This is a genomic window from Curtobacterium sp. YC1 (assembly GCF_016267665.1).
In the GTDB taxonomy this organism is placed as follows: Bacteria; Actinomycetota; Actinomycetes; order Actinomycetales; family Microbacteriaceae; genus Curtobacterium.
This window is the reverse complement of sequence record NZ_CP066341.1, coordinates 2,539,743-2,564,085: the sequence shown is the minus strand read 5'-3', so window position 1 is coordinate 2,564,085 and position 24,343 is coordinate 2,539,743. Positions and strand designations below refer to the sequence as shown.

At 71.3% G+C, this 24,343-nt stretch carries 21 protein-coding genes; 5 read left to right on the top strand and 16 right to left on the bottom strand.

Annotated features, from left to right (window positions below):
• Positions 1–47 precede the first annotated feature (47 nt).
• The 5 genes from I8920_RS12060 to I8920_RS12040 form a co-directional block, all read right to left on the bottom strand.
• The gene (locus I8920_RS12060) at positions 48–1,142 is read right to left on the bottom strand and encodes an alkene reductase (RefSeq protein ID WP_198656566.1); all 1,095 of its coding nucleotides are present in this window, start codon (positions 1,140–1,142) and stop codon (positions 48–50) included.
• Positions 1,143–1,200: 58 nt separating this feature from the next.
• Entirely contained in the window at positions 1,201–1,413 is a 213-nt protein-coding gene (locus I8920_RS12055) for a hypothetical protein (RefSeq protein WP_110892521.1), read from the bottom strand.
• Between the two features lie 57 nt (positions 1,414–1,470).
• Entirely contained in the window at positions 1,471–1,914 is a 444-nt protein-coding gene (locus tag I8920_RS12050; RefSeq protein ID WP_198656565.1) for a MarR family winged helix-turn-helix transcriptional regulator, read from the bottom strand.
• A gap of 196 nt (positions 1,915–2,110) precedes the next feature.
• Complete coding sequence (locus tag I8920_RS12045) at positions 2,111–4,768, bottom strand: MMPL family transporter (protein WP_198656564.1); 2,658 nt, start codon at positions 4,766–4,768, stop codon at positions 2,111–2,113.
• A gap of 83 nt (positions 4,769–4,851) precedes the next feature.
• Positions 4,852–5,511, bottom strand: a complete 660-nt coding sequence (locus tag I8920_RS12040) for a TetR/AcrR family transcriptional regulator (protein WP_198656563.1) — start codon at positions 5,509–5,511, stop codon at positions 4,852–4,854.
• Positions 5,512–5,940: 429 nt separating this feature from the next.
• On the opposite strand from I8920_RS12040, the gene bla reads away from it, so the two are divergent.
• The gene (bla, locus tag I8920_RS12035) at positions 5,941–6,864 is read left to right on the top strand and encodes a class A beta-lactamase (RefSeq protein WP_232832730.1); all 924 of its coding nucleotides are present in this window, start codon (positions 5,941–5,943) and stop codon (positions 6,862–6,864) included.
• 27 nt (positions 6,865–6,891) lie between these two features.
• Here the strand turns inward: bla and I8920_RS12030 are convergent, their stop codons facing one another.
• Complete coding sequence (locus tag I8920_RS12030; RefSeq protein ID WP_198656561.1) at positions 6,892–7,881, bottom strand: alpha/beta hydrolase; 990 nt, start codon at positions 7,879–7,881, stop codon at positions 6,892–6,894.
• Between the two features lie 40 nt (positions 7,882–7,921).
• Positions 7,922–8,854 carry an NADP-dependent oxidoreductase gene (locus I8920_RS12025; RefSeq protein WP_198658746.1) on the bottom strand — a complete coding sequence of 311 codons (933 nt, stop codon included), beginning with the start codon at positions 8,852–8,854 and terminating at the stop codon, positions 7,922–7,924.
• Between the two features lie 104 nt (positions 8,855–8,958).
• Here I8920_RS12025 and I8920_RS12020 point away from each other — a divergent pair, with 104 nt between their 5' ends.
• The gene (locus I8920_RS12020; RefSeq protein ID WP_198656560.1) at positions 8,959–9,453 is read left to right on the top strand and encodes a MarR family winged helix-turn-helix transcriptional regulator; all 495 of its coding nucleotides are present in this window, start codon (positions 8,959–8,961) and stop codon (positions 9,451–9,453) included.
• 78 nt (positions 9,454–9,531) lie between these two features.
• Here the strand turns inward: I8920_RS12020 and I8920_RS12015 are convergent, their stop codons facing one another.
• Positions 9,532–11,298, bottom strand: a complete 1,767-nt coding sequence (locus I8920_RS12015) for a hypothetical protein (protein WP_198656559.1) — start codon at positions 11,296–11,298, stop codon at positions 9,532–9,534.
• Positions 11,299–11,428: 130 nt separating this feature from the next.
• Complete coding sequence (locus I8920_RS12010) at positions 11,429–11,608, bottom strand: hypothetical protein (protein ID WP_198656558.1); 180 nt, start codon at positions 11,606–11,608, stop codon at positions 11,429–11,431.
• Between the two features lie 166 nt (positions 11,609–11,774).
• Between I8920_RS12010 and I8920_RS12005 the strand changes: the two genes are divergently transcribed.
• Positions 11,775–13,829 (top strand): transglycosylase domain-containing protein, encoded by a 2,055-nt coding sequence (locus I8920_RS12005; RefSeq protein ID WP_232832729.1) that lies wholly within the window; start codon positions 11,775–11,777, stop codon positions 13,827–13,829.
• Positions 13,830–13,910: 81 nt separating this feature from the next.
• On the opposite strand, the gene I8920_RS12000 is transcribed toward I8920_RS12005, so the two are convergent.
• From I8920_RS12000 to I8920_RS11985, 4 genes are read right to left on the bottom strand one after another with little or no spacing between them, the layout of a single operon-like run.
• Entirely contained in the window at positions 13,911–14,930 is a 1,020-nt protein-coding gene (locus I8920_RS12000) for an ABC transporter substrate-binding protein (RefSeq protein WP_198656557.1), read from the bottom strand.
• Positions 14,931–14,941: 11 nt separating this feature from the next.
• Positions 14,942–15,808, bottom strand: a complete 867-nt coding sequence (locus I8920_RS11995) for an ABC transporter ATP-binding protein (RefSeq protein WP_198656556.1) — start codon at positions 15,806–15,808, stop codon at positions 14,942–14,944.
• Positions 15,805–16,887 (bottom strand): FecCD family ABC transporter permease, encoded by a 1,083-nt coding sequence (locus I8920_RS11990; protein WP_225557278.1) that lies wholly within the window; start codon positions 16,885–16,887, stop codon positions 15,805–15,807. Before I8920_RS11990 ends, I8920_RS11995 begins: the two co-directional genes overlap by 4 nt.
• Positions 16,884–17,972, bottom strand: a complete 1,089-nt coding sequence (locus I8920_RS11985; RefSeq protein ID WP_198656555.1) for a FecCD family ABC transporter permease — start codon at positions 17,970–17,972, stop codon at positions 16,884–16,886. Before I8920_RS11985 ends, I8920_RS11990 begins: the two co-directional genes overlap by 4 nt.
• Positions 17,973–17,991: 19 nt before the next feature.
• Here I8920_RS11985 and I8920_RS11980 point away from each other — a divergent pair, with 19 nt between their 5' ends.
• Positions 17,992–18,822: a siderophore-interacting protein gene (locus I8920_RS11980; RefSeq protein WP_198656554.1), complete on the top strand. Its 831-nt coding sequence runs from the start codon at positions 17,992–17,994 to the stop codon at positions 18,820–18,822.
• Positions 18,823–18,906: 84 nt separating this feature from the next.
• On the opposite strand, the gene I8920_RS11975 is transcribed toward I8920_RS11980, so the two are convergent.
• The 3 genes from I8920_RS11975 to I8920_RS11965 all read right to left on the bottom strand — a co-directional run bounded on the left by I8920_RS11975 (position 18,907) and on the right by I8920_RS11965 (position 22,228).
• Entirely contained in the window at positions 18,907–19,818 is a 912-nt protein-coding gene (locus I8920_RS11975) for a carbohydrate ABC transporter permease (RefSeq protein ID WP_198656553.1), read from the bottom strand.
• 1 nt (position 19,819) lies between these two features.
• Complete coding sequence (locus I8920_RS11970; RefSeq protein WP_198656552.1) at positions 19,820–20,791, bottom strand: carbohydrate ABC transporter permease; 972 nt, start codon at positions 20,789–20,791, stop codon at positions 19,820–19,822.
• 81 nt (positions 20,792–20,872) lie between these two features.
• Positions 20,873–22,228: an extracellular solute-binding protein gene (locus I8920_RS11965; RefSeq protein ID WP_198656551.1), complete on the bottom strand. Its 1,356-nt coding sequence runs from the start codon at positions 22,226–22,228 to the stop codon at positions 20,873–20,875.
• A gap of 302 nt (positions 22,229–22,530) precedes the next feature.
• Between I8920_RS11965 and arfA the strand changes: the two genes are divergently transcribed.
• Positions 22,531–24,036, top strand: a complete 1,506-nt coding sequence (gene arfA, locus I8920_RS11960; RefSeq protein WP_198656550.1) for an arabinosylfuranosidase ArfA — start codon at positions 22,531–22,533, stop codon at positions 24,034–24,036.
• Positions 24,037–24,343 lie beyond the last annotated feature (307 nt).

The following is a 24,343-nucleotide window of genomic DNA, read 5'->3' as shown; positions in this document are numbered from 1 at the left end:
CGTGGCGGTGTCGCCACGGGCCTCCCGTTCCCCGGTGGGTGCGTCGACTACGCGACCGACGCGCGCGCGTCGGCCAGCGTCGGGTAGTCGGTGTAGCCCTCGGCCGTGGCGCCGTAGAACAGCTCGGGGCGCGGCTCGTTGAGCTCGGCGTCCTGCTCCCAGCGCGCAGCGAGGTCCGGGTTGGCGATGGCCGCACGGCCCACCGCGACGGCGTCGGCGTGGCCGCCCTCGACGATGGCGATGGCCTCGTCGCGGGTGGTCAGCGACGAGAAGCCCGAGTTCACGACGAACGGAGCCGCCGCGACGGTGCGGATGTGCTGCACCAGCGAGCCGGTCGGCTCGGCGTGCAGGACGTCGACGAAGGCCAGGCCGAGCGGTGCGAGCCCCTCGGCGACCGCGGTGTAGGTGGCGCGCACGTCGGCGTCGTCCTCCTCGAGCACGCCCTGGATGTTGTGCTGCGGCGACAGGCGGATGCCGGTGCGGTCGGCGCCGATCGCCTCGGCGACGGCCGTGGTGACCTCGATCGCGAAGCGTGCGCGGTTCTCGGGGGAGCCGCCGTACTGGTCGGTGCGGGTGTTCGACACCGGGGACAGGAACTCGTGCACCAGGTAGCCGTTCGCGCCGTGGACCTCGACGCCGTCGAGCCCGGCGGCGATCGCGTTGCGGGCGGCCTGCGCGAAGCCCTGCACGGCCTCCTGCACCTCGGCGGTGGTGAGCTCGTGCGGCACCGGCATGTCGGCCTTCGAGCCGTCGGCCAGGTGGGTCTGCCCGGGCGCCGCGACGGCCGAGGGGCCGACGATGCGCGGGGTCTGCGAGATGTCGGTGTGCGAGACCCGGCCGCCGTGCATGAGCTGCATCACGATGGTGCCGCCGTCGGCGTGCACGGCGTCGGTGACGCGGCGCCAGCCGGCGATCTGCTCGTCGGTCTCGATGCCGGGCTGCCCGGGGTACGAGCGGCCCTCCTGCACGGGCCAGGTGCCCTCGGTGATGATCATGCCGAGGCTCGCGCGCTGGCGGTAGTGCTCGACGAGCAGGTCGTTCGGGATGCCGTGCTCGCCGGCGCGGGTCCGCGTGAGCGGGGCCATCACGATGCGGTTCGACAGGGACAGGGCGCCGAGGGTGGCGGGTTCGAAGAGCTTCACGTGTCCGTTGAACCACGTGTTGCGCGGCGCAATTCCGACTCGGAGGAGTTCCTCAGCGTCAGTCGCGCGGGCAGACCAGCGTCGACGAGCGGACCTGGCCCTCGGGGCGGATCACCTGGTGCAGGGAGAGCGGCTTGCCGCACAGGGGGCAGCCGCGGTCGATCGTGCGGTCGTCGATGCCCTCGGGTCGCCCGGCGCCGATCTGCGAGGGGCCCATCTTGTCGATGAGCGTCGTGTTCCACCGTTCGTACCACTGGCCGAAGCGTCCCACGGGTCCGTCCTCTCGATTCGTTCGTGCACGAACCATTGTGCCACCGATCGCGGCGGATCACACCTGGTCGACGCGCTCCAGCAGTTCGGTGAGCTCGTCCTTCAGCGACTCCAGGCGGGCGAGCGGCCACCCGAGTCGGTCGGCGACGGCGAGCGGCACGGCCTGGGCGCGGTCGCGCAGGGCGTGCCCGGCGGTCGTCAGGGAGACCTCGAGCTGGCGTTCGTCGGCCGCGCTGCGGGTGCGGCGGACGTAGCCGGAGGCCTCGAGACGCTTGAGCAGCGGGCTCAGGGTCGCGGAGTCGAGTCGCAGTTCGCGGGCGATCTCGCGCACCGACCGCGGGTCGCGCTCCCACAGGGCGAGCATGACGAGGTACTGCGGGTGCGTCAGGCCCATCGGCTCGAGCAGGTCGCGGTACAGGCCGATGACGCTGCGGCTCGTCGCGGCCAGCGCGAAGCAGAGCTGCCGGTCGAGCGCGAGCGGGTCCGGTGCGGTCTCGGTCATGCGCCCAGCGTACCGTTCGTGCACGAAGTGTCGCAGGGGCCGGTCCATCGCTTCGAATGCACATGCGTCGTCCGACAGCACACGCGTCGATCGACGCGTGCTCTGTCGGATCCCGCGCACGCACCGGAACGCAACGGCCTGGAGGCGCGGGCCGACCCGTGTGGGCCGACCCGCGCCTCCAGGCCGGGTGCGTCGACTACGCGCGGTGCGCGGGCGGGTGGCCCGCGTCGTGCGGGTTCGCGTCGGGCTGCACCGGGAGCGCGTGCGCCCCGGTGTGCGTGTCCTCGTGGCCCGAGGTCGGGTGGGTGCGCTCGAGCTTCGCGCCCTCCACGTCGACGTCCGGCACGATCCGGTCGAGCCACTTCGGGAACCACCAGGCGCTCTTGCCGAGCAGGTGCATCGCAGCGGGGATGAGCAGCATGCGGACGACGAAGGCGTCGACGAGCACACCGAACGCCAGCCCGAACCCGATCGGCTTGATGGTGGACGACTCCGAGAAGATGAAGCCCGCGAACACGGAGATCATGATGATCGCCGCGGCCGTCACCACGGCACGACCGGCGTGCAATCCGCGCTGGACCGCGACCTTCGCGCTCGCGCCGTGGGCGTAGGCCTCACGCATGCCGGACACCAGGAACAGCTGGTAGTCCATCGCCAGACCGAACAGGATGCCGATCTCGATGATGGGCAGGAAGCTCAGGATCGGCGCGGGGTCGTGCACCCCGAACACCGAACCGAGCCAGCCGAACTGGTAGATCGCGGTCAGCCCACCGAACGACGCCAGGACCGACAGGATGAAGCCCGCGGTCGCGGTGATCGGCACGAGGAACGAGCGGAACACGATGATCAGGATGATCAGCGACAGGCCGACGACGACCACCAGGTAGAGCGGCAGGACGTTCGACAGCTTCTCGGAGACGTCGATGTTCGCCGACGCGTTGCCGGCCACACCGAGCGAGACCGAGCCGTCGTCGGTGGACACGCGCTGCTCGCGCAGGTCCTTGACGAGCTCCTCGGTCGAGACGCTGTCCGGGCCGCCGGCGGGCTTCACCTGGAACGCGATGATGTCGCGGTCCTTCGATGCACCGATGGGCAGCACGGCCTCGACGTCGTCGTTCTTCGCGATGGCCTGGCCGATGGTGACCTCGGTGGCGGTGACGTCGCTCTTGCTGATCGACTCGGGCAGGGTCGCGACGACGAGCAGCGGGCCGTTCTGGCCGGCACCGAACTCCTGCTCGAGCGTCTTGTACGCCTGGTACTGCGTCGACTCGACCGCCTCGGACGAACCGCTCGGCAGGCCGAGGCGCATCTGGGTCGCGGGCAGGGCGATGGTGCCGAGCACCGCGACGCCGGCGACGAGCGTGATGACCGCGCGCCAGGTCGACATCGGCTTGTCCGGGACGCGCGTGGCGCCCGTGTCACCGATGGAGGTGCGCTCCTTCTTCCGCAGGATCCGCATGCCGATGATCGACAGCAGCGCCGGGGTGAAGGACGTGGCGATGAGGATCGCGAAGAGCACCGCGACCGCACCGACCGAGCCCATCAGGCCGAGGAACGGGATGCCCGTGATGTTCAGGGCGAGGAGCGCGACGATGACCGTCGCACCGGCGAAGACCACGGCGTTACCCGAGGTGCCGTTCGCCAGGCCGATCGACTCGTGCACCTGCATGCCCTGCTTGAGCTGGGTGCGGTGCCGGTTCAGGATGAAGAGCGAGTAGTCGATGCCGACCGCCAGGCCCAGCATCACCCCCAGCACGGGCGTGACCGAGATGAACTCGACCAGGCTCGAGAACGACAGCGCCGCGAGCGAGGCCACCCCGACGCCGAGCACGGCGCTGATGAGCGGGATCGCGGCGCCGATGACGGTGCGGAGCATGAGCAGCAGCACGATCGCGGCGATGATGACACCGGCGATCTCGCCCGGGCCCAGGATCGACGGCACGCCCTGCGCGATGTCGTTCGAGACGGAGACCTCGACGCCCTCGATGTCGGCCGACTCGGCGTCGTCGGCGATCGCGGTCTTGGTGTCCGCGGGGACCTCGTACGTCGAGGTGGTGAACTGGACGGTGCCGATCGCGGCGTTGCCGTCCTGGGACACGAAGCGGATGTCCTTCGACAGGTCGAGGAGCTCCGAGCCCTGCTCCAGCTCCTGCTCGCTGTTGTCGAGCTTCTGCTTGTTCGTGTCGATCGTCTTCTGTGCGTCGGCGAGCTGCTGCTCGCCCGCCTCGAGCTGCTCCCGCTGTGCGTCGATCTGCGCCTGGGCCTGCTGCAGCTGGGCAGCCGCTGCCTGCGCCTGGGCGGTGGGGGTGGCTGCGCCGGCGGCACCGGCCGCCTCGGCCTGGGCCTTCTGCGCGTCGAGCTGTGCCTGCGCCGCGGCGATCTGCTCCTTGCCGGACTCCGCCTCTGCCTTCCGGGCGTCGAGCTGTTCCTGGCCGCGCTCGATCTTCGCCCGGCCGGACTCGATCTGCTCGCGGCCGTCGGTGATCTCCTGCCGCTGGTCGTCGAGCTGCCGCTGGGTGTCGAAGCCGCTCGTGGCGCCCTTGACGCCGTCCAGGTCCTCGAGGCCGGTCAGGAAGTCGTCGATCTCGGACTGCTGCGCCGACGAGAACCGCTTGCCGTCCGTCGTCTCGAAGACGAGCGTCCCGTTGCCGCCGTTCGCCGACGGGAACTTGTCGGCGAGCTGGTCCTGCACCTGACTGGTCTTGGTGTTCGGGATCGTGATCGACGACGAGATCGTGCCGGCGAAGAGCGTGTACGTCACGCCGGCGACGGCCATGATCACGACCCAGGTGATGATCACGAGCCAGTGGCGTCGTGCGGAGAACCGTCCGAGACGGTAGAGGAGACCGGCCATGCTGTGGTCTGCGTCCTTTCGCTGTCAGGTGCTGGTGGTGCGGGGTGCGCCGGTGGACCCCTGGGGATGAGGAGGCGGCAGGGTCAGCCGTCGGCCATGTAGCCGCTGCGGACGCTGTGCACGAGTCGGGCGAGCAGGTGGTCCCACGCGTCGAGCGCCGGTCGGTCGAGCTCGGGGCCGGACGTCGCGAGCCAGTGGTCCGCGATGACGACGATGCCGCTCATGAGCGACTCGACGAGCAGTGCGGCGTCCAGGGGGTCGGCGGCCGGGTAGCGTCGCGCGACCTCCGCGCGGAGCCGTTCCGTCACGCGCGAGAACGCGGTCTGGGTCAGGACCGCCGCCTTCGGGTCGTCCTTGCCGGGCGCGCCGAGGATCCGGTACATGCTGGCGATCGCCGGGGCCAGGTCGGCGCCGCGGGCCGCCGACTCGAGCTCGTCGAACATCGACGCGCGACTGCCGTCACCGACCGGGGTCCTGCTCATGTCGGCGAGGAACCGGTCGATGATCACCGACAGTTCCTGCTCGCAGACGGCCAGCAGGACCTCGTCGAGCGAGGCGAAGTGGTTGAAGACCGTGCGCCGGGCGATGTCCGCGCGGGCGGCCAGGTCGTCGACGCCGAAGTCACGCCCGCCGCGCTCGTCGATCAGGTCGCGTGCCGCCTGCAGGATCGCCGCACGGTGCTTCGCCTTCAGGGCAGCACGGCGGTCGGTCACGATGGTCACGGTGTCGAACACTAGGTGCATCGATGCACTCGGTGCAACGAGACAGGGGACTTCCCCAGGTTCGTCCCCCGGTGCGGTGCACCGGGCCGGGTGGCGGACGGGAGGCCCGTGCGGGCGCCGCCACGGGCCTCCCGTCCGTCGTCTGCGCACGTGACGGGCGCGGGACGACGGTTCGGTCTCCGCGCGCTGTCGGTTCCGGTTCGTGGACCCCGAGGATCGTGAACCAGGACCGTCAAGCGCTCAGCGCGCGACGTCGTCCCACGGCAGCGGGGTGGTCTCGCCCGTCTCCCGGTCGCGGCGGAGCACGCCGGAGCCGACCGCCCCGACAGCGGGGCCACCGTCGACGGGCCACGCCGGGCGGGTGGGTCGGGCGGCTGGCAGGGACGTGCCGCTCAGGGTGATCGCACAGTGGTCGGGCAGGCTCGGGGTGTGCGAGGTGGGACGAGGACGATGACGGCGGCCCTGGTGGCCGTGGTGCTGGCCGGACTGACCGCGTGTTCGGGGACGCCCGACGGCGGGCCGGCGACCGCGAGTGGGGCAGGGACCTCGGCCTCCGCGACCCGGTCGGCGGTGCCGGCCGGTGACGACACGGCGACGACCCGGGCGTTCGACGCGCTCGAGCGGCGGTACGACGCGCGGCTCGGGGTCACGGCGATCGACACCGGGAGCGGTCGGACGGTCGCGCACCGTGCGTCCGAGCGGTTCGCGTTCGCCTCGACGATCAAGGTGGCCATCGCGGCGGCCGTGCTCGACGCGTCCTCGACGGCGGACCTGTCGACCGTCGTGCGCTACGACCGCGACGACCTGCTCGAGTACGCCCCCGTGACGAGCGAGCACGTCGACTCCGGGATGACGGTGCGCGAGCTGGTCGACGCGGCACTGCGGTACAGCGACAACACCGCGGCGAACCTGCTGGTGGAACGGCTCGGCGGGCCGGACGCCGTCGAGCGGTGGCTGCGCGGCACCGGGGACCGGACGACCCACGTCGACCGGGTCGAACCCGACCTGAACGAAGCGACGCCCGGCGACCCGCGGGACACGACGACGCCCGAGCAGTCGGCGGCGGACCTCCGGGCCGTGCTGCTCGGCGACGCACTGGACGCGGACGACCGGCGGGTGCTCCGCGACGCGATGCTCGGCAACACCACCGGCGACGACACGATCCGCGCCGGGGTGGACCCGTCGTGGCGGGTGGCCGACAAGACGGGGACGGCGTCGTACGGGGTCCGGGACGACATCGCGATCGTCACGCCGCCCGGCCGGGAGCCCATCGTGCTCGTGGTCATGACGAGCCGGTCCGGCCCCGACGACGAACCGTCGGACGCCCTCGTGGCAGCGGCGACCCGGGCCGCCGTGGCGGGGCTGTCCGGCTGACGCGCCTGCCGGCGGCCCAGCGGGCGCTCAGCGGAGCGTCGTGGCCCAGCGCCCGATCGTGTCGTACGCCCGTTCCCGCACGTCCGGCGCGGACAGCACCACGTCGTGCAGGGCCCCGGTGAGACGCCGGACCGTGACCTCGTCGCCGAGCGACAGCGCCCGGTGCGCCACCGTGTCGACGTTCAGCGCGACGTCGGCGTGGGCCATCCCCGGGTCCCACCGGGGCTGGAGCATGCTCTTGTCGCTCAGCATCACGAGGGTCGGCACCCGGATGCCGAGCCCCTTCTCGACCCGTGCTTGACCGTCGAACACCGCGGCGAGCCACCCGGGGTGCAGCGGGAAGCCCCGCTCCGGGCGCCACCGCTGGTCGTACGTCCACGACCCCTCGCCCTCGGCCGAGACCGTGCGGGTGTAGAAGCCGGGGTCGACCGCGGGCATCGGTGCGAGCGGGTTCCGTCGCGCACCGAGCTTGATGACCGGAGCCACGACGGCCCGCCCGACCGCGGTGGCCTGGAACTCGAGCCACGGGCTGTTCAGGATCAGGCCGTCGACGAGCTCCGGGTGCCGGGCCGCCCAGAGCGACAGGGTCAGCCCGCCGGTGGAGTGGCCCATCGGGACGAGCCGGCGGGACCCCGGGCCGGGGTGTTCGGCGGAGATCGCGTCGAGGGCGGCGGCGATGTCCTCGTCGTACACGGCCAGGTCGTCCACGTTGCCCGGTGTCTGGCGTGGCCGCAGGCTCCGGCCGTACTTGCGCAGGTCGAGGGCGTGGAACCGGGCACCGAGCCGTTCGAGCCGTTCGGCCAGCTCGATCTGGAAGAAGTAGTCCGACCAGCCGTGCACGTACAGCACGTCGACGCCGTGCAGCGGACCGCGGCCGTGCAGCAGCAGGTCCGTCGGGGTGTGCCGGCGGCGGACCAGGGTGGCGACGACCGGCCCCTCGGCGTCGGAGCCGAGCGGCAGTTCGAGGCGCTCGAACGGTGCGCCGAGCACGTCCTCGTGCCACCCCCGGTCCGTCATGCCCCGAGCGTATCCGCGGCGGGCGGCGCCGGGTGCGGTGTCACGCGACGGTCACCACGACCTTGCCGGCGATGCGTCCCTCGCTGGCCTCGGCGTGCAGTGCCGGGAGCTCGGCGAGGGGGATCCGTCGGGTGACCTCGACGGTCAGGGCGCCGGCGTCGACCAGCGACACGAGCTCCGCCAGTCGCTCGCGGTTCCGCAGCACGAAGACGGTCGCCGCTCGGACCCCGCGGGACTCGTCGCTCGGCGTCGCCATGAACGCCGTGGTGCTGACGACCGCGCCGCCGTCGCGGACGAGCGGGACGAGGGCGGCGAACTCCTCCGGGTCGATCGGGGCGAGGTTGAGCAGCACGTCCACCGGCTCGGACACCACCTCGCGCACGTCGGTGGTGGTGTGGTCGACCACCTCGTCCGCACCGGCGGCCCGGACGGCGTCGATGCTGCGGGGACTGGCCGTCGCGATCACGTGGACGCCCGCGCGGACGGCGAGCTGGATCGCGTACTTCCCGACGACGCCGCCGGCGCCCATGACCAGGACGCGCTGGCCGGCCTGCAGCTGCCCGTCGTCGAACAGTGCCTGCCAGGCGGTGAGTGCCACGGACGGCAGCGCCGCGGCGTCGGTGAGCGGGATGGTCGTCGGTGCCGGGACGACCGCGTCCGCCGGAGCGACCACGTACTCGGCGGCGCCGCCGTCGCGCTCCATCGGCAGGAACGCGATGACCGCGTCACCGACGGCGATCCCGTCGACGCCCTCGCCGAGCGCGTCGACGGTGCCGGAGACGTCGTAGCCGGGGACGTGCGGCAGCTGGACCGGGATCGGCAGGAACCCGCCGCGCATCCCGTCGTCGGCGGCGTTGAAGGCCGAAGCGGCGATGCGGAGTCGCACCTGCCCGGCGGCCGGGGTGGGCTGGTCGACGTCCTCGGTGCGGAGCACCTCGGGACCGCCGACCTCGTGGAACCGTACTGCCTGCATGATCGTGCCCTTCGTCGTGTGGTGCATCGTGTGCTTCGAGTTCGAAGCAACTGGTGAGGACGCTACCACTGCTTCGAACTCGAAGCAACAGGTAGGATGGAGACATGACGGAAGCGCCGACGTCCCTGTCCCCGACGCAGCTCGGGGCGTACTTCGCCTTCACCGAGGTGAGCAACCTGCTGCGCCACGCGGTCGAGCAGCAGCTGCGCGACGCCGGGGGCCTGAGCTCCGTGCAGTTCCAGCTGCTCGCCCGGCTCGGCGACTCCCCGGACGGGCGACAGCGCATGACGGACCTGGCCGACGGCGTCGTCTACAGCCGGAGCGGGCTGACCTACCAGGCGCAGCTGCTCGAGAAGCGTGGTCTGGTCACCCGGGCGCCGTCACCGGACGACGAACGCAGCACCGTCGTCACCGTCACCGACGCCGGCAGGGCCGTGCTCGCGGACGTGTTCCCCGGGCACATCGCCGCCGTGCACGAGCTGCTGTTCGCGACGATGTCGGACGCCGACGTCGACGACCTCGCGCGGATCCTCGGCAGGGCGGCGGAGCACCTCCGGGCCGACCCCCCGCGGTCGGCGGGCACCCGACGGCGCAGCTGACCACGGCACGACGGCCGACCGCTCGGGGGAGCGGTCGGCCGTCACGCCGTCAGGAGCGGTCGCTCCCACGGGCGCCGATCAGTTGTACGCGGTCAGTCGGTTCGGCGCGGTGTTGCCGGCCGGCGTCGGCACCGCACCGCCCACGCCGTTGATGATGCTCGAGATCGTGCCGGTGTCACCGAGCGAGACGGTGACCAGGTTGTGCGCCCGGACGCCCGCGGTCTGCGGGACCTCGAACGCGCGGTCGGCGTGGACACTCGGGTTGACGTTGAAGAACGAGTAGACGCCGCCGCCCCAGATCTCGTGCTTCGTGACGTTCGACGCGACCTTGTACGCGGCCCATCCGTCGCCCGTCGGGCTCCGCCACGAGGCGTTGTCCGGCACGTCGTACGGCATCTCGTTCTGGAAGAAGATCGTCCGCCCGTTGTTGCCGTTCCAGAGCACCTCGTACTGCTGGTAGTGCTCGACGAAGAGCCCGGTCGCCAGCACGTCGTTGCCGTTCACCTCGACGCCGGTCGCGCCGGTGTTGACGGTCCACCCGGTCGGTGCCCCGCCGTGGTCGGCGCGCCAGGCCCAGATGTGGTCGACGAGGGTGTCGTCGGCGTTGACCTGGAGCGTGGTCGTCGCCCTGCCCTGCACGCTCGAGCCGACGCGGAAGAACACGTCCTGGATGCTCTGCGGGTCACCGGCGTGGTCGACGTGCGACCCGGACGTGCCGAGGCGGACGAGCTGCGCGCTGTTCTGCGTGCCCGCGTCGACGACGAGGTTCGACACGTTCACACCGGCGACGTCCGTCGAGGTGAGCACCGCGTTGCCCCTGGTGGGCACCAGGGTCGGGAACCCGATGCCCGTGACGACGGTGTCCGGTCGGGTGACGGTGATCGCCGCGTCGAGCTGGTACGTGCCCGGCGTGAAGAACAGGTTCAGACCCTGGGCCAGCGCGCTGTTGATCGTCGCCGCGGAGTCACCCGGGTGGGCGACGTAGAAGTTCCGCATCGGGATGTCGGTGCCGGCGGTGTTCGGCCAGGTGACGCCGCTCGAGTCCTGCCGCAGCGACGGGACGAACACGTGGTACTTGTTCGACGAGTCCACGTACAGGTACGGCTTCTCGCGCGTGGTCGGGGTGGTACTGAGCGTCGTGTAGCTCTTCGAGAAGTCGTTCGCCGGTGCGCCCTGCACGCCGGAGAACGTCATGTTCCAGTTGCCGCCCTGCCACGAGCCGATCGTCGAGTTGCGCGTGTACCACTGCTGCTGGGACCCGGAGGTGACCGTCCCGTCGACCTTGCTGTCGGCGATGTAGCCCCCGGAGGAGTAGCCCTGGCCGCCGTCCTGGTTCGAGGGACCCATCGTCAGGTTGCCCTTGACGTGCACGCGGCGCATCGGTGCCGCCTGGGACACGGCCCACCGGTCGGTGCCGCTCTCCGGTGCGATGGCGACGTTCTCGACCGACCGCCAGAAGTTCTGCGTCGCGTTCTTCTCGTCGCCGGCGTTCCACCCGGAGTCGACGTTCACGGCGCCGTTGATGGTCACGTCGTCGGGGTTCTTCCCGAGCCCGGCGATGGAGGTGTAGAAGCCGAGGTTCGCCCAGACCCGCCCGTAGTTGCCGGGCTTGAACAGGAAGGCGTGCCGCTGCGTGCCGAACTGCGCGGTGGTGCTGCGGAGCTGGCTGGTGAACGCGGCGTCGACGTCGGCCTGGATGGTCGAGGCGGGGACCGAGGGGTCGTAGATCTTCACGTTGCTGCCGAAGTCCGGGGTGTCGCTCGTGGCGACCGCCTGGGCCGAGACCGCCGGTGCCAGTGCCCCCACGACACCGACGCTCAGCGCGAGCGCGAGGATCCGGTTCATCCGTCGTTGCATGATGCTCGATTCGTCATCGTGCGGCGTCGTTGCCGCACGCGAGCGACGCTAGCCCCGATCGAGCGTCCGGACAGTCGGACGAACGGCGGACAAGCGGCGGACGGCCGGCGCCGCGGCATCAGCTCCGGGGCGCGCGCACCAGGAACAGCGTGATCGCGCCGAGCACGGCCGCGCCGACGATGAGCACCCACGCCACGACGATCACGGGGCCGTCCCACGGGGTGAACAGCAGGCCGACACCGGCGACCAGGGCGATCGCGGCGCCGAGGAGCGCGAGTCGGTGCGGGGAGCGTGTCACCGCTGCCACGGTACAGGCCCGGCCCTGGGCCTCCTGTCGCGCGCGCACCGGCACTTTCCCAGCGGACGTGGCGGTGTTCCGCGGGGGAGTCCCGGCAGACGTCCGAGCAGTGCTGGGACGCTCCTCGAGCCGGACCCGTGGGGGTGCGGCCGAGGGGGAGGACGACATGAGGATGCGACGTGCAGGGGGAGCCGCGCTCGGCTTCGTGGGCGGCAGCGTGCTCGCCGGGTTGCTGGTGAGCGTCGGGGTGACACCGGTCATCGCGGTCGCCGGCGTGGGCACGACCTCGGCCATCGGGCTGTTCGAGTCGCTGCCGGAGGACATCGAGATCGGCGAACTGCCGCAGCGCAACCAGATCTGGGCGTACCGCGGCGGTGAACCGGTGCACCTGGCGGACGTCTGGGCCCAGGACCGGCAGGAGCTCACGCTCGAGCAGATCGACGACGACCTGGAGCACGCGGCGGTCGACGGCGAGGACAAGCGCTTCTTCGAGACCGGCGGTGTGGACGCCACGTCCGTCGTCCGGTCGCTCGTGAGCATCGCTGCCTCTCGGGGCGAGGGCGGGTCGGGTGGTTCGACCCTGACGATGCAGCTCGTGCGGAACATCAAGATCCAGCAGGCGAGCGAACTGCCCACCGCCGAGGAGCGCGAGGCCGCGTACGAGGACGCGACCCGGCGGACACCGCAGCGCAAGCTCGCCGAGATGAAGCTCGCGATCAGCCTGGCGGAGCAGTACAGCAAGCAGGAGATCCTGGCGGCGTACCTGAACATCGCCTACTTCGGCGACCAGACCTACGGCGTGCAGTCGGCGGCGCAGCACTACTACGGCAGGTCGGCGTCCGACCTGACCCCGGCCGAGGCGGCGTCCCTCATCGCGATCGTGCAGTGGCCGGAGCGTCGGGACCTGTCGACGCCGGACCACCACCGCGACAACGCCGCCCGGCGGAACGTGATCCTGCGCTCGATGCACGAGCAGGGGCACCTGTCGACGGCGGAGTACCGCACCGCGCGGCAGTCCCGCGTCGCCGACGCCGTCCACCTGACGGCTCCGCAGCAGGGGTGCCAGGCGGTCGAGCTCGGCGCCGAGTTCTTCTGCGACCACGCGGTGACCATCGCCCAGCGGCTCCCGCAGCTCGGCGCGACGGAGCAGCAGCGTGCGGACGCGTGGCGCACCGGCGGCTACCGGATCCAGACCACGCTCGACCTCGACCTGAACGCCGAGCAGAAGCGGCTGCTCGACCAGTACGACCCGAAGACCGAGACCCGGCTGGCGCTCGGCGCCACGTTCGACACGGTCGAGGCCCGGACCGGCCGCGTGCTGACGATGGCCCAGAACACCGACCACGACCGGTCGCCCCAGGCACCCCACACCGCCACCTCGCTGAACTACGCCACCGACGAGGCGGACGGCAGCTCGACCGGGTTCCAGACCGGGTCGACGTACAAGATGTTCACGCTGCTCGCCTGGATCGAGGCGGGCCGGAGTCCGGACACCGTGGTGGACGGCACGCCCCACCCGCACAGCGAGTGGACCGCGTGCGGCGCACCCGCCTCGGCGTTCTGGCAGCCGAAGAACGACTCACCCGGCCAGCGCGGCCCGTACACCGTCCGCGCGGCGACGGCGCAGTCGGTCAACGCGGCGTACCAGTCGATGGCGGAGCAGCTCGACCTGTGCGACATCCGCGACGTGGCGCAGCGACTCGGCGTGCACCTGGCCACGGGCGGCGAGCTGCCGTGGAACCCGGCGTCGCTGCTCGGCACCGAGAGCATCGCGCCGCTCACCATGGCGTCGGCCTACGCCGGCATCGCGAACGGCGGGCGCTTCTGTTCCCCGATCGTCATCGACCAGGTCACCGCCCCCGACGGCGAGGAGCTCGGCGGGCAACCGCAGCACTGCACGCAGGCGGTGTCGCCGCAGACCGCGGCCACCGCGTTCGACGTCATGCAGGGCGCCTTCCGTGGTGGCACGGCGGACGGCGGGCAGACCCCGGACGGGGCGACCCTGTTCGGCAAGACCGGCACCACGGACGCGGCCGACCAGGTGTGGTTGGTGGGCGGGACCTCGCGGGCCGTCACCGCCTACTGGCAGGGCAACACGGACGGTGCGAAGCACAACCTGCGGTCGTTCTCCAACGGCCAGGGCGGCACCTACGCGGGATCGCGCGCCGCCGTGTGGCGCCAGGCGCAGACGGCGGTGAACGCCGCGCTGCCGGTCGGCTGACGGTCCGGCAGGTGACCACGAACGGACGGGAGGCACGGTGCCAGCTGACACCGTGCCTCCCGTCCGTTCGTCGGGTGCGTCCTAGGACAGCTTCTTGCTGTCCTCGAGCCAGCCCGCCATCTTCGTCATGTAGTCGGCCTGCGACGCGTAGTCGAGGGCCGGGAACGTCCAGCTGTGGACCTGACCGGCCTCGAGCGCCGCGTTGTCGGCGAAGGTCGGCTGCTTCTCGAGGTCGGCGACCTGGTAGCCCTGCTGCGACAGCAGCAGGACGTCACCGGTGATCTGGCCGGCGTTCTCCCACGAGTAGATGCCCCAGTAGAAGCCCTTCGGCTTCGGGTCCACGAAGTCGACGCCGAACGACGAGTACATCTGCAGCGACGGCTCGTCGCTCGGGCGGGTCACGTAGGCACCGCTGCCGTCGGCGAACATCGAGACGACCGACAGGTCCTTGTCCTTCGTGACCTGCTCGAGCTCCTCCGAGGCGGTGTCGAAGCGCTGCTCGGCGGCGTCGATCGTCGACTCCTTCGCACCGAGGGACTCGGACAGGTCCGCGATCTCCTCGATGACGTCCTCGCCCTTGCCGCCCCACTTGACCTGGGCGACCGGCGCGATGGCCTCGATCTGCGCCTGCTGGTCCTTGTCCTTGAACCCGTAGCCGGGCTGCGTGGTGTCGAGCGTGCCCTTCTCGTCCTTGGGGTAGACCGAGGTCACGACGAGGTCGGGCTTGAGTGCGGCGAGCTGCTCGAGGTCGATGTCGCCGTAGGCGGTACCGAGCTGGGTGATGCCGTCGGTGTCGAGGTCGTCGAACCGGGCGTCCTTCGCCATGGTCAGCTGCCCGAAGGTGCCGACGGGCTTGAGGCCGTACTCGATGAACGACAGCGCGATGTCGTTGAGGACGACGACGCGCTCCGGCGTGTGGTCGACCTTGACGGTCGTGCCGGTGGCGTCCTCGTAGGACCAGGCCTTCGACGCGGCGGCGCCGCCGTCGGTGTCGGAGTCGTCCGTGCCGCCGGTGCTCGAGCAGCCGGTGAGCAGGAGGGCCGAGACGGTCACGGATGTCAGGAGGGCGGCGCGCAGGTGGCCACGTCGGGAGTGCTTCACGTTAGGAGAGGCTAACCTAAGTTCCCGGCCGGCGCCAGTGCGTCGTGCCGATCGGTGTGCAGCAGCCGGTCGTGCTCGTCGGCCTCGGGCACGATCATCGGAGCGCCGGTGACCGGGTCGGGCACCACGCGGGCGTGCAGCCCGAACGCGTGCTCCAGCAGGGCCGGGGTCAGGACCTCGTCCGGTGCGCCGTCGGCAGCGATCCCGCCGTCGTGCAGCACGACGAGCCGGTCGGAGTACCGCGCGGCCAGGGACAGGTCGTGCAGGACCATGACGACGGTCGATCCCTGCTCGCGGTTCAGGCGGCGGACCAGGCGCAGCACCTCGAGCTGGTGGGCGAGGTCGAGGTAGGTCGTCGGCTCGTCGAGCAGGAGCGTCTCGGCCTGCTGCGCGACGACGAGGGCGATCCAGGCGCGCTGGCGCTGCCCGCCGGACAGGCTGGCGACGTCGCGGTGCGCGACCTCGGTCAGGCCGGTCGCGGCGATCGCCTCCTCGGCGACGGCGGCGTCCTCGGCGGTCCAGGGCTTCGCCCACGACTGGTGCGGGTTCCGGCCCCGCATCACCAGGTCGAGCACGCTCGTGCCGGCCGGGGCGACGGGGGACTGCGGCAGGATCGCGAGCTTCCGGGCCACCTGCCGGTTCGGTTCCCGGCGGATCGGCACGCCGTCCAGCAGGACCTCGCCCGACTGCGGCTTGAGCACGCGGCCGAACGCCTTGAGCAGGGTCGACTTGCCGCAGCCGTTCGCCCCGAGGAACGTCGTGACGGTGCCGCGCTCGACGCGCAGGTCCAGGTCCCGCAGCACCGGGTGCCGGTCGTAGCCGACGGACAGGGCCCTGGCTTCGAGGACGGGGGTGTCGTTCGTGTGGTGGGTCGTCATCGGGACATCTCCTTGCGGTGACGGACGAGGAGCCAGATCAGGTACGGCGCCCCGATCACGGTGGTGATGATGCCGACCGGCACCTGCCACGGGAACGCCGAGCGGGACAGCAGGTCGGCGGCGAGCACGAGCGCGGCACCGAGGGCACCGGCGAGCAGCAGGGGTGGACGGTTCGTGCCCGCCAGCCGGAGTCCGACCTGCGGCACCACGAACGCCACGAAGCCGACCGGCCCTGCGGCGGCCACGGCGGCGGCGGTCAGCACGACCGCGAGCCCGATGACGAGCAGGCGGTGGCGCTGGACGCCGAGTCCGACGCCGGTCGCGACCTCGTCGCCGAGCTGTCCGATGCCCAGGGCGGCGCTCGTCGCGAGCGCGATGGGCACCGCGACGGCCGCCACGACCAGCAGCGGCCAGACGCTGGCCCACGACGTGCTCGACAGGCTGCCGACGAGCCACTGCGACGCGGCCGCGGCGACCGTGATCTTCGCGCGGACCAGCAGGTAGCTCGTGACGGCGTCGAGCGTCGCGCCGACGCCGATGCCCACGAGCACCAGGCGGTAGCTCTGCACGCCGCCGCGCCACCCGAGGCCGTAGACCAGCACCGCCGCGACGAGTGCACCGATCGTGGCCGCCACCGGGATGCCGCCGCCGAGGGCGATCGAGGACACCGAGTAGGTCCCGCCGCCCAGGACGATCGCGGCGACCGCACCGACGCTCGCCCCCGCGGTGACCCCGATGATGTCCGGGGTGCCGAGCGGGTTGCGCGTGAAGGTCTGCGTGAGCGCCCCGGCGACGCCGAGGGTCAGCCCGACGAGTGCGCCGGTCAGGACCCGGGGCAGCCGGAGCGTGGTGATGATGAAGGCGTCGGGGCCGGACTCCAGGCCGAGCAGCGAGCGCACGACGACGACGGGCGGGATGAAGGTCGAGCCGACCGCGACCCCGATGACGACGAGCACCAGGACGGCACCGAGCGAGGCGGCGGTGTACCAGAACACCCGGGGACGCCAGGCGAGTCCGATCGGCCCGATGCGGACGCCGGCACGACCGGGCGCGCGGCTCTGGACCGCTGCGCCGCTCACAGCGACACCAGCGATCGGCGACGGGCCACGGCGACGAACACCGGTCCGCCGATGACGGCGAGGACGATGCCGACCTCGACCTCGGCGAACCCGCCGACCAGGCGTCCGACGACGTCGGCGAGCAGCACGAGCGCCGCACCGACGAGCCCGGAGACGGGCACGGTCCAACGGTGCCCGGTGCCGACGAGGGCCCGGGCGACGTGCGGCACGGTCAGGCCGACGAAGCCGATCGGGCCGGCGGCCGCCGTGGCCCCGGCGGCGAGGAGCGTGATCCCGCCGAGGCCCACGAGCCGCGCGACGAGCACGTTCTCGCCCAGGCCCTTCGCCAAGTCGGACCCCAGGCCGAGGGCGTCGAGGGCGCGGACGTTCAGGACGGCGAGCACGAGCCCGGCCACCAGGAACGGCCACACCGCCGCGAGGACGTCGAGCTGTCGCGCGGCGAGCGACCCGACGACCCACAGGCGGTACGCGTCGAGCGACTCCTGGTCGGTGAGCACGACGAAGGACGTCAGTGCCGCGAGCAGCGCCGAGACCGCGGCACCCGCGAGGGCGAGGGGGACCGGGCTGGCCGTCCCGCTGCCGGCGATGGTCACCGAGAACACGACGACGCTCGCCACCAGGGCGCCGACCAGGGCGAACCACACGGTCGCGCCCGTGCTCGTCACCCCGAACACGTAGACACCGAGCACGACGGCCAGGCCGGCGCCGGACGAGACGCCGAACAGACCGGGGTCGGCGAGGGGGTTGCGGGTGTGCCCCTGCATGAGCAGTCCGGCGATGCCGAGCGCTGCGCCGACGGCCGCGCCGATGAGCGTGCGCGGGACGCGGGAGCCCCAGACGATGGCCTCGTCGGTGGTCGTCCCGGTGCGCGTCAGGCCGGCCCAGACGTGGTCGACACCGATGCGGTTGCTGCCTAGCAGCATGCTCGCGACCGCCACGAGCACCAGCGCGACGACGAGCACCACGACGACGGCGGTGCGCCGACGGAGGGCGCTCCGGTGCACGCCGAGGGCGCGGGAGGCGTCGGTCGGACGGGCGTCCGGCGTGGGGGCCAGGGTGGGGGCAGGGGGTGGCACGGAGATCATCTTAGGTTAGCCTTGCCTCATGGCGAAGACCCCGCGGCTCCTGCCCACGAACCCCCGGCTCTTCCGTGCCCGGGTCCTGCGGACCGAGCGGGTGACCCCGTCGATGCACCGCGTGACGGTGACCGGCGACGACCTGCACGAGTTCGGGTACCTCGGCTTCGACCACTGGTTCCGCCTGTTCGTCCAGCGCCCCGACCAGGACCGCTTCCGGATGCCCGACCTGGACGGCACGAAGTGGTGGCCGACGTTCCTCGCCATCCCCGAGGACGTCCGACCGCACTGCGCGAACTACACCGTCGCCGCGTACCGCCTGCTCGCCGACGGCACCGCGGAGATCGACATCGACTTCGTCGTGCACCTGGACCCCCGCGGGCAGCTCGAGGGCCGCGCCGCGATCTGGGCCTGTGCCGCCCGCCCCGGTGACGAGCTCGCGATGCTCGACCAGGGCTGCATCTTCGACGTCCCGGCCGGCACGAGCGAGGTCGTCGTCGCCGCCGAGGAGACCGGTCTGCCCGGCGTCGTCGGCATCGCCGCCTCGCTGCCGCGGGACACCGTCGGCCGGATCATCCAGGAGGTCCCGACCGCCGCCGACATCCGCGACCTCGACGCCCCGACCGGCGTGCAGGTGACGTGGCTCGTCCGGCAGCCGGGTGCCGTGCCCGGCAGTGCGGCGCTCGCCGAGCTGCAGCGCCACGTGCCGTCCGACGACCGGGGCTACGCATTCGTCGTGGGGGAGTCGCGACTCGCCACCGAGGGCCGACGCCACCTGCACCGCGCGGGGCTGCCGAAGTCGCGCATCACGTTCTCCGGCTTCTGGAAGCACGACGTCCGGCAGCACGCGCACGCCTGATCGACACCGGTGGTCGCGACCACACGCAGGACGGGAGGCCCGGTGCCAGCTGGCACCGGGCCTCCCGTCCGTGGTGGGGTCGCGTCAGCCCTTGAGGCCGGACCCGGTCACGCCCTCCACGATCTGCCGCTGGAAGATCAGGTAGAGGATGATCAGCGGCAGCGCCGCCAGGATCGCACCCGCCTGGATGTCGGCGTAGCGCTGACCGAAGCTGCCCTGCACCGTGGCGAGCCCGACCGGGATCGTCATGAGGTCCGGGTTCGACAGCACGAACAGCGGCAGCAGCAGGTTGTTCCACACCCCGACGAAGGTCAGGATCGTCACCGCCGCGATCACCGGACGCGACAGCGGCAGGATGACCGACCAGTAGACCTTCCAGATGCCGGCGCCGTCGATGCGCGCGGCCTCTTCCAGCTCCTTCGGGATGCCGTCGAAGAACTGCTTGAAGATGAACACCGCGATCACGGCGGGCACCTGCGGGAAGATGACCGACCAGTAGGTGTTGAGCAGGCCGACGGCGTTGAGCTCCTGGAAGATCGGGATGATCAGCACCTGCGTCGGGATCATGATCCCCAGGATGATGAGCAGGAACGCGACGTTCCGACCGCGGAACACCAGGCGGGACAGCGCGAACGCCGCCATCGACGCGAACAGCACCGTCAGCACCGCCGTGACGACGCTCGTGATGGCGCTGGCCAGGTACCAGTTCCAGATGTCGCCGGCCTGGAACAACGACGCGTACGAGTGCAGCGTCGGGTTCCAGTTCGACAGGATGGCGTTCGCGCCGAGGGCGGCGACACCGTTGTCGGACAGCGACGTCTTCAGGGCGAACAGGCTCGGGATGAGCCAGATGACGGCGAAGACGCCCAGCACGATGCCGGCGACCAGGTTGAACCCCTTACCGGAGACGCCGATCTTCGCGGCGCTCGTGGGAGCGGCCGACGAGACGCCGGTGCGGAGCTTGCGGCCGGTGGTGATGCTCTCGGTGGCGGTCATGTCAGGCCCCGATCTCTCGCTTGGCGGCAGCGCGCTCGACGAGCTGCCGGATGACCGCGATCGCCACGATCACGATGAACAGGAGCACCGACGCGGCCGATGCGGCACCGAGTCGGTTGTCGGTGAAGCCGACGCCGGTGATGAGCTGCAGCGAGACCTGGGTCGAGATGCCCGGTCCGCCGTTCGTCATCAGGTAGACCTGGTCGAAGATCTTCAGGCTCGCGATGATCTGCAGCAGGATGACCAGGGTCGTCGTGCGGGCGAGCAGGGGGAGCGTGATCGACTTGATCTGCTGCCAGTTCGAGGCACCGTCGACGGCCGCGGCCTCGTACAGCTCCCGCGGGATCTCCTGCAGGCCGGCCAGGTACAGCACGAAGTTGAAGCCGAGCGTCCACCACACCGTGGCGATCGCGACGCCGATCATGGCCGTGTTCGGGCTGGACAGCATGCCCGAGCCGGGCGTCATGCCGATCGCGGACTGCAGGCTCGCCCACAGACCGGTCGACGGCGTGAAGATGAACACCCAGATGAGCGAGATCGTCGCCGACGGCAGGATGAACGGCAGGAAGAACGCCAGACGGAAGAACCACTGGCCGCGGTTCATCCGGTTCGTCAGCACCGCGAACACGAACGCCAGGATGACGAGCGGCGGGGTCGTGTAGAGCGTGAACTGCAGCGTGTGCCAGAGCGAGGACCAGAAGTCCGAGCGCCCGAGCATCTCGGCGTAGTTCGCGAACCCGGCGAAGCTGCCGAGTCCGGTGCGGACGGTCGAGGTGTTGAAGAAGCTCGTGACGAGCATCCAGACCGTCGGGCCGAGCAGGAAGGCCACGTAGAACAGGCCGAAGGGGGCGAGGAACAACCAGCCGCTGCGGCCCTGGCCGCTCGTCAGGCTGGTCCGGTAGGAGCGTGTCCGGCGGGGACGCGGCGCGGTCGTCGCGTCCGTCGGCCGGTCGAGGACAGGTGCTGTGGTCACGTCATCGTGCCTTTCGCGCGGTGTTCACGATCGCGGGTGTCGTCTGCCGGGAGCGTGCGTCCTCGGCGTGCGCCTGCCCGGTCACAGCGGGCTCGGGGTGTTGAGGTAGGTGGACAGCTGGCTCTTGATCGCCCGGAGCGCCTGCGCCGGCGTCGAGCTGCCCTGCTGTACCAGGGCGAGCTGGGCGCCGACCGTGCCCTCGAAGGTCGACCCGGAACCGCCGTACCAGGCGGCGTCGTCGAACACGGCGGTCTCGGCTGCGGCCGCGTAGTTCGACTGCGGCTTGAGCTCCTTGTAGGCGGTGCTGTCGAACGTCGGCATGTAGGCCGGCACGTGCCCGCCCTCGGCCCACGTCAGGCTCTGCTCGAGCATCTGCTTGATGAAGAGCATGTGCTGCTTGCGCTGCTCCGGCGTGCGCGCCTTCTTCGGCAGGACGAAGGTGTGCGAGTCGGCCTGCGTCGCGGGCTTGTCGTAGAGCTGGGGGATCGGGACCATGCCGAACTCCAGCCCCTTGATCGACTGCGCCGTGCTGATCTCCCACTCGCCCTGCATGAAGAAGCCGGCCTTGCCGTCGAACATGAGCGACTGCGCGGTGGCGTAGTCGAGGGCCTTGTTCAGCCAGCCCTCCTTCACCCACTTCTGGGTCCGGCTCGTGACCTCGGTGTAGGCGTCCTCGTTGAGGGTGAGCTCAGCGCCGCCCTTGCTGAGGAACGGGGTGGCACCGTCCAGCTGGTTGTACATCGTCCAGAAGAAGCGCCACGGGGTCGCGGTCTCGGGCACGACGTTCGCGACGTTGAGCGCGGTGCCGCCGGTGACCTTGGCGACCGCGGCGAGGGCCTTCTCGAAGTTGTCCATGCCGGACAGGTCCTTGAGCTTGCCGTCGCCGTCGATCAGACCCGCCTTCTTGCAGACGTCGACGTTGTAGAACAGCACGAACGGGTGGGTGTCCAGCGGGATCGCGATGTTCTTGCCGTCGGTCTTCTGCGCCGCCCAGGCCTTCTGGTTGAAGTCGGCTGCGCTCAGTCCGACGCTCGCCAGGTCGTCCGAGGTGATCGGGTCGAGCAGGTCGCCGTCCCAGAGCGGCTTCGCCCGGGTCAGGTGGGCGACCGCGACGTCCGGCGGCTTGTTCCCGACGGTGGCCAGTGTCAGCTTCGAGTAGTACGGGTTGCCCCACGCGAACGTGGTGCCCTGCAGGGCGCTCGAACCGCCGTGCTGCGCGGCGTAGCCGTCCTCCATCGCCTGCATGCGGACGCCGTCGCCGCCGCCGAACAGGTTCCAGAAGACGAGCGTCTCGGGGTTGAGCGCGCTGCCGGCGAGACCGGCAGCCAGGGGGCTGGAGCAGGCGGCGAGCGGCAGGACCGTCGCGGCCGCGGCACCGGCGGCGAGGAAGCCGCGGCGCGAGAGACGCGACGCGGAGGTTGCGGGTGGGGTCGGCATGGCATCACTCCATCGGGATGGGCCGGACTCGGGAACAGGGTCGGTGTTCCCGCCGGGGCAGCTCTGCCCCGGGCGGAGCAGGGATCGCTCCGTCACGGGGCGGCTTGCGGGTGCCCCGTGAGCGCTCACATTAGCGCTCGGTCCGATGATCCACCACCCCTTCCGCGTCGCCGTCGAACCGGGTAGCGTTTCCCGTAGGTGAGCGCTCACTTTCGTGACGGCCCGCTCCACTACCCGGAGCGCCCGTGACGGCCCGACCAGCTCGCCCCCACGAACCGCACTGCAACGATCGAAGGAGATCCATGCCCCGCACACACCTCGTCCTCGACGCCGCGTTCACCGTGGGGCCGGTGCGACGTCGCCTCTTCGGTGGGTTCGTCGAGCACCTCGGTCGCCACGTCTACGACGGCATCCACGAGCCCGCGCACGAGACCGCCGACGAGCACGGCTTCCGCGAGGACGTCGTCGAGCTCGTCAAGGAACTCGGCGTCTCCGCCATCCGCTACCCGGGCGGCAACTTCGTCTCCGGCTACAAGTGGGAGGACGGCGTCGGCCCCGTCGAGCAGCGCCCCCGTCGCCTCGACCTGGCCTGGCACTCGACCGAGACGAACGAGGTCGGCCTGCACGAGTTCCAGCACTGGCTCGACAAGGTCGGCTCCGAGCTGATGCTCGCCGTGAACCTCGGCACCCGCGGCACGCAGGAGGCGCTCGACCTGCTCGAGTACGCCAACATCGACGCCGGCACCGCCCTGAGCGAGTACCGCCGGTCGAACGGCCGCCAGGAGCCCTTCGCCATCCAGATGTGGTGCCTCGGCAACGAGATGGACGGCCCGTGGCAGCTCGGCCACAAGAACGCCGAGGACTACGGCAAGCTCGCCGCCATGACCGCGAAGGCCATGCGGCAGATCCAGCCCGACCTCGAGCTCGTCGCCTGCGGTTCGTCCGGGGCGTCGATGCCGACGTTCGGTGAGTGGGAGCGCACCGTCCTCGAGCACACCTACGACGACGTCGACTACATCTCCGCGCACGCCTACTACGAGGAGGACGACGACCTGCCGTCGTTCCTGGCCTCGGGCGTCAACATGGACCACTTCATCAAGACGGTCACCACGGCCGCCGACCACGTCCAGGCGCAGAAGAAGTCCGACAAGCGCATCGACATCTCGTTCGACGAGTGGAACGTCTGGTCGATCAAGAAGTGGGAGGCGAAGGCCAAGACCTTCACGCTCGACGAGTGGCCCGTCGCCCCGCGTCTGCTCGAGGACGTCTACACGGTGGCGGACGCCGTCGTCGTGGGCGGCCTGCTCATCTCGCTGCTCCGCCACGCCGACCGTGTCGCCTCGGCCTCGCTCGCCCAGCTCGTCAACGTGATCGGCCCGATCATGACCGAACCCGGCGGTCCGGCCTGGCGCCAGACCACGTTCTTCCCGTTCTCGGTCACCTCGCGCCTGGCGCAGGGCACGTCGCTGCAGGTCAAGGCCTCCGGTGACACGGTCGACGGCGGCAAGCACGGCGAGGTCCCGGTGGTCGACTCGGCCGCGACGGTGTCCGAGGACGGCAAGGCCGCGGTGTTCCTGGTGAACCGCCACCCGTCCGAGCCGACGACGGTGACGATCGACCTGGCCGGCATCGGTGCGACCGGCGACGTCCACGCCGAGGGTGTGTGGGACGACGACCTGCACGCCGTGAACGACCTGCAGAACACCTCGCGCGTGGGCCTGCGGACGAACGAGTCGGTCCGCCGCGAGGGTGACACGATCACCATCGAGCTCCCTCCGGTCTCCTGGACCGCCGTCTCGATCGGCTGAGAAGACGCCTCGGCGCACGCCACGGCGGGCGTCGAGTGAGCACAGAGGACGTCGGGCGCTCGCGCCCGACGTCCTCTGCTCGTTGCGGGCGCGGGGCGGGCGCGACTCCACGCGCTGGGCGACACCTCACGGGGCGCGGCGCGCGTGAGGTGTCGCCGGGCACGAAACCTGCGCCGCGCGGCGGCCGGGAGGCCCGTGGCGGCCTGGCACCGGGCCTCCCGTCCGGCGCGTGGCGACTCCACGGGCTGGGCGACAGTTCACGGGAACGCGCGCGCGTGAGCTGTCGCTCAGCGCGAAAAGCCGCGGC

Coding starts and splice junctions, on each gene's coding strand:
- I8920_RS12005 (WP_232832729.1), top strand. CDS start 11,775: ATGAGGATGCGACGTGCAGGGGGAGCCGCGCTCGGCTTCGTGGGCGGC.
- bla (WP_232832730.1), top strand. CDS start 5,941: ATGACGGCGGCCCTGGTGGCCGTGGTGCTGGCCGGACTGACCGCGTGT.
- I8920_RS12040 (WP_198656563.1), bottom strand. CDS start 5,511: ATGCACCTAGTGTTCGACACCGTGACCATCGTGACCGACCGCCGTGCT.
- I8920_RS12015 (WP_198656559.1), bottom strand. CDS start 11,298: ATGAACCGGATCCTCGCGCTCGCGCTGAGCGTCGGTGTCGTGGGGGCA.
- I8920_RS12045 (WP_198656564.1), bottom strand. CDS start 4,768: ATGGCCGGTCTCCTCTACCGTCTCGGACGGTTCTCCGCACGACGCCAC.
- arfA (WP_198656550.1), top strand. CDS start 22,531: ATGCCCCGCACACACCTCGTCCTCGACGCCGCGTTCACCGTGGGGCCG.
- I8920_RS11965 (WP_198656551.1), bottom strand. CDS start 22,228: ATGCCGACCCCACCCGCAACCTCCGCGTCGCGTCTCTCGCGCCGCGGC.
- I8920_RS11995 (WP_198656556.1), bottom strand. CDS start 15,808: ATGACGACCCACCACACGAACGACACCCCCGTCCTCGAAGCCAGGGCC.
- I8920_RS12030 (WP_198656561.1), bottom strand. CDS start 7,881: ATGACGGACCGGGGGTGGCACGAGGACGTGCTCGGCGCACCGTTCGAG.
- I8920_RS12050 (WP_198656565.1), bottom strand. CDS start 1,914: ATGACCGAGACCGCACCGGACCCGCTCGCGCTCGACCGGCAGCTCTGC.
- I8920_RS12020 (WP_198656560.1), top strand. CDS start 8,959: ATGACGGAAGCGCCGACGTCCCTGTCCCCGACGCAGCTCGGGGCGTAC.
- I8920_RS11980 (WP_198656554.1), top strand. CDS start 17,992: ATGGCGAAGACCCCGCGGCTCCTGCCCACGAACCCCCGGCTCTTCCGT.
- I8920_RS11985 (WP_198656555.1), bottom strand. CDS start 17,972: ATGATCTCCGTGCCACCCCCTGCCCCCACCCTGGCCCCCACGCCGGAC.
- I8920_RS12025 (WP_198658746.1), bottom strand. CDS start 8,854: ATGCAGGCAGTACGGTTCCACGAGGTCGGCGGTCCCGAGGTGCTCCGC.
- I8920_RS11975 (WP_198656553.1), bottom strand. CDS start 19,818: ATGACCGCCACCGAGAGCATCACCACCGGCCGCAAGCTCCGCACCGGC.